Origin of the sequence: Paenibacillus agaridevorans, from assembly GCF_003112455.1 — a bacterium.
Classification (GTDB): Bacteria; Bacillota; Bacilli; order Paenibacillales; family Paenibacillaceae; genus Pristimantibacillus; species Pristimantibacillus agaridevorans.
The window spans coordinates 22239-25917 of sequence record NZ_BDQX01000041.1 but is presented as its reverse complement, the minus strand read 5'-3'; the positions used below and the strand labels follow the sequence as shown (position 1 = coordinate 25917).

General features: G+C 57.9%; 4 protein-coding genes. All 4 read left to right on the top strand.

Features of this window, described 5'->3' with window-relative positions; translation table 11 throughout:
- On the top strand, positions 1-356 hold a 356-nt coding region (locus PAT3040_RS36745; protein WP_108991636.1), incomplete at its 5' end, for a DUF6157 family protein.
- A gap of 176 nt (positions 357-532) precedes the next feature.
- Positions 533-1057 (top strand): YfiT family bacillithiol transferase, encoded by a 525-nt coding sequence (locus PAT3040_RS04100; RefSeq protein ID WP_087567777.1) that lies wholly within the window; start codon positions 533-535, stop codon positions 1055-1057.
- 70 nt (positions 1058-1127) lie between these two features.
- Entirely contained in the window at positions 1128-2345 is a 1218-nt protein-coding gene (coaBC, locus tag PAT3040_RS04095) for a bifunctional phosphopantothenoylcysteine decarboxylase/phosphopantothenate--cysteine ligase CoaBC (protein WP_108991635.1), read from the top strand.
- Positions 2342-3679: replication restart helicase PriA (gene priA, locus PAT3040_RS04090; protein ID WP_108991634.1), on the top strand; the 1338-nt coding region annotated here is incomplete at its 3' end. The genes coaBC and priA, both read left to right, overlap by 4 nt.

Genomic DNA, 3679 nt, shown 5'->3' with positions numbered 1-3679 from the left:
GGCGGGCCGAGAAGTCGGCGCATCTTATTCAATATGAGCTGTTATCGGAAAATCCTTACTGTTATACGTTTGAAGAACAGCTATTCGAGGTACATATTCGTCATAAAGCGCTGCTCGGGACATTATCCGAGGTCGAGCTCGAAGAAGAACGTGCGGCGCTGCTGGCGAAAAGCCATCCTTGCATGAGAGCGTCGATGCTGCCCAAGAAGTTCGGCTGGGGCGTGCATTACAACGACGAGGGCAAAATTGCGTTGTATGGCAAGGAAACGGAAAAATATCAGAATCTGCTCAAAGCGGGGGAAGCCGGCGAACTGGAACTTCAAGCCGGCATGCGAAGCAGCAGGGCGAAGAGCTAAAGCAACCGTAGGTTTGTTCCTGTGCAACTTCGTCTTGCCCGATATTTTTTGCATAACGATATGTTATGATAAGAGAAAGACTCGCCGCTTGCGGCCGCACGCAATTGTCGGGCCGAGACTTCGGCTGATGCCGTCAGAGGACGGCGCTTGAAAGCATATACTTGGGAGGGATTTGCATGGAGCAATTGCGTTATCCAATCGGACGTTATCTATTCGAAGGCATGAATAATGCACAGCGAGACAAGTGGATTGCCGAGGTCGAAGCTTTGCCGGGGCAACTGCGGGCCGCTCTGGACGGACTGGACGACGGGCAGCTTGACACCCCCTACCGAACGGGAGGGTGGACGGTTCGCCAAGTGACCCATCATCTCGCGGACGCAGGCATGAATTGCTTTACACGCTTCAAGCTGGCGCTGACAGAGAACAATCCAACCATCAAACCATTCGAAGAAGCTCCCTGGTCCCAGCTGCCGGATGTGTTGAAAGCGCCGCCTGAAGTCAGCTTGACTATTATCGACGGACTATACGCCCGTTGGTCGCTGCTATTGCGCTCGATGGAAAGGGAGCATTTTGAGAAGGAATTTTACCATCCCGAACGGGGCATGCAAATGAAGCTGTCGTACTTCCTGGGATTCGTTGCCTGGCATGGTCGTCATCATTTGGCTCATATTACGAATTTGCGCGAACGGTTGGAATGGTAATAGACGATATATAGCAACGCATCAGCCGCGCCAAAGAAGCGCGGCTGACGCTTGGAATAGGAGTGGCATCATGTTGCAAGGTAAAAGAATAGTGCTCGGCATTACGGGCGGCATCGCCGCTTACAAGGGAGCGGCATTATGCAGCAAGCTGGTGCAGGCGGGCGCGGAGGTGCACGTCATTATGACGGAATCCGCGACGAAATTTATTACGCCGCTGACGCTGCAGACTCTCTCGCGCCATGTCGTACATATCGATACATTTGACGAACGCGATCCATCCGTTGTTTCCCATATCCATCTGGCTGATCACGCCGATCTGATCATTGTCGCACCGGCGACGGCGAATGTCATCGCGAAGCTGGCAGGCGGCCATGCGGACGACATGCTCAGCACGACGCTGCTAGCCGCGACCTGTCCGATTGTGATAGCGCCGGCCATGAATGTACATATGTACGAGCATCCCGCCGTCGTGATCAATATGGAATTGCTTGCCGAAAGAGGCGCGATGTTCGTAGAACCTGGAACGGGGCAGCTTGCCTGCGGATACGTAGCGAAGGGAAGACTCGCGGAGCCGGAGGATATCGTCGCGGCCGTTCAGGCTTGGTTCGCCCGAGGCAAGACGCTCAGCGGCAAAAAGGTGCTGGTGACGGCTGGCGGCACGATCGAACGTCTGGATCCCGTACGATATCTGACCAATGATTCTTCGGGCAAAATGGGTTTTGCGCTTGCCGAAGCGGCAGCGCTTCTTGGAGCCGAAGTGACGGTCGTTGCTGGCAGGACGACGGCGTCTCCGCCGGGTGGCGTCCGGATCGTCCGCGCGGAATCCGCGGGGGAGATGCTGGAGACGGTGCTTAACTTGTACGATGAGATGGATATCGTCATCAAGGCGGCCGCAGTAGCGGATTACCGCCCTGTGCATACCTATGAGCATAAGCTTAAGAAGACGGGAGAGCGTCTCGTGCTTGAGTTGGAACGGACGACCGATATTCTGCAGACGCTGGGCGAGCGGAAGCGCCATCAGCTGCTGGTAGGATTCGCGGCAGAGACGGGGAATCTTGAAACTTATGCGCTGGATAAGCTCAATCGCAAGAAATGCGATCTGATCGTCGCCAATGATGTCAGCTCCGAAGACGCGGGCTTCAACGTGGATACGAACGCCGTGCGAATCTACGGTCCGGAAGGACTTGTGGAGGATGTTCCTTTATTATCCAAAAGAGAGACCGCAGCTCGCATAATGGATGTCGTCGTACGCCGCATGAAAACGTCAGGCGGAGGTTCCGCCTCATGATCGCCAGAGTCATTGTCGATGTGCCGAGCCGCCAGACGGATCGGCCTTTTGATTATTCCGTGCCGGACGGGATGGCGGAATGGATTGAAGTCGGCAGCCGGGTCGGCGTACCGTTTGGCGGAAGAGTGCTCCAAGGTTTCGTTATCGCGATTGCGGCCGAGGCCGAGGTCGACCGTTCCCGTCTTAAGCCCGTCGCCGAGCTGCTAGACGCGCTCCCTCCGCTGCTGCCGGACATGATTGAATTGTCGCGATGGCTTAGCGAGAAGTATTGCTGCTCCTGGACGCAAGCCCTCCAGGCGATGATCCCCGCTGCGCTAAAGGGCAAGGAAGAGCGGTTTGTCGGCTGGTCTCAGGATGAGGATGCCGGAGACGGCCTTCCTTCCGAGCTTGCGGATTGGCTGGATGCCGCGTCGGGCAAAGTGAAGCTGGAGACGCTGCTGACGAAGTTTCCTCAGCACACCCGAGTCGTAAAGGAGGCGCTGAGGAGCGGCGCTCTTGTCCAGCAATCGGTTATCAAGGACCGTCTGTCCGTGCGCAAAGTGCTGACGGTATTTCTGGAGGCTACGCCCGAAGACGCCGCTGCGGCGCTTTCGGACATTCCGAAGCGGGCGGCGAAGCAGCGCGACGCTTTGGCATTTATGCTGGAGCACGGCGGTCCGATCGCTCTGCAGGCGCTTGTCGCCGGGGCAGGTGTAACGCCGGCGAGCGTGAAGGCATTGGCGGACAAGGGAGTGCTTGCGCTGCGAGAGGTCGAGCGGGAGCGGGATCCTTACGCTCATCGGTCATTCGCGAGAACATCGCCGCTGCCGCTGACGGAGGGACAACAGGAGGTTTTCGGCGCTATCTCCGCCGCATTGGAAGCGGGGGAGGCTCACACCATGCTGCTGCACGGCGTGACAGGCAGCGGCAAGACGGAGGTTTACCTGCAGAGCATTCAGCTTTGTCTCTCGCAAGAGCGCCAGGCGATCGTGCTCGTGCCGGAAATTTCGTTGACGCCCCAGATGGTAGAGCGATTTAAGAGCCGGTTCGGCGACGCCGTCGCCGTGCTGCACAGCCGTCTGTCGAGCGGCGAGCGGTTCGACGAATGGCGCAAAATCCGCAGCGGCCGCGCGGAAGTGGCCATCGGCGCCCGTTCCGCGATATTCGCGCCGTTTGAGCGAATCGGATTGATCATTATCGACGAGGAGCACGAGTCGTCCTATAAGCAAGAGGAGAGCCCGAAATACCATGCGAGAGATGTCGCCGTGCGAAGAGCCCGGCAGCATGGGGCCGCCGTCGTGCTGGGCTCGGCCACGCCTTCGCTGGAATCGTACGCGGCTGCCAGCCGCGGAGCG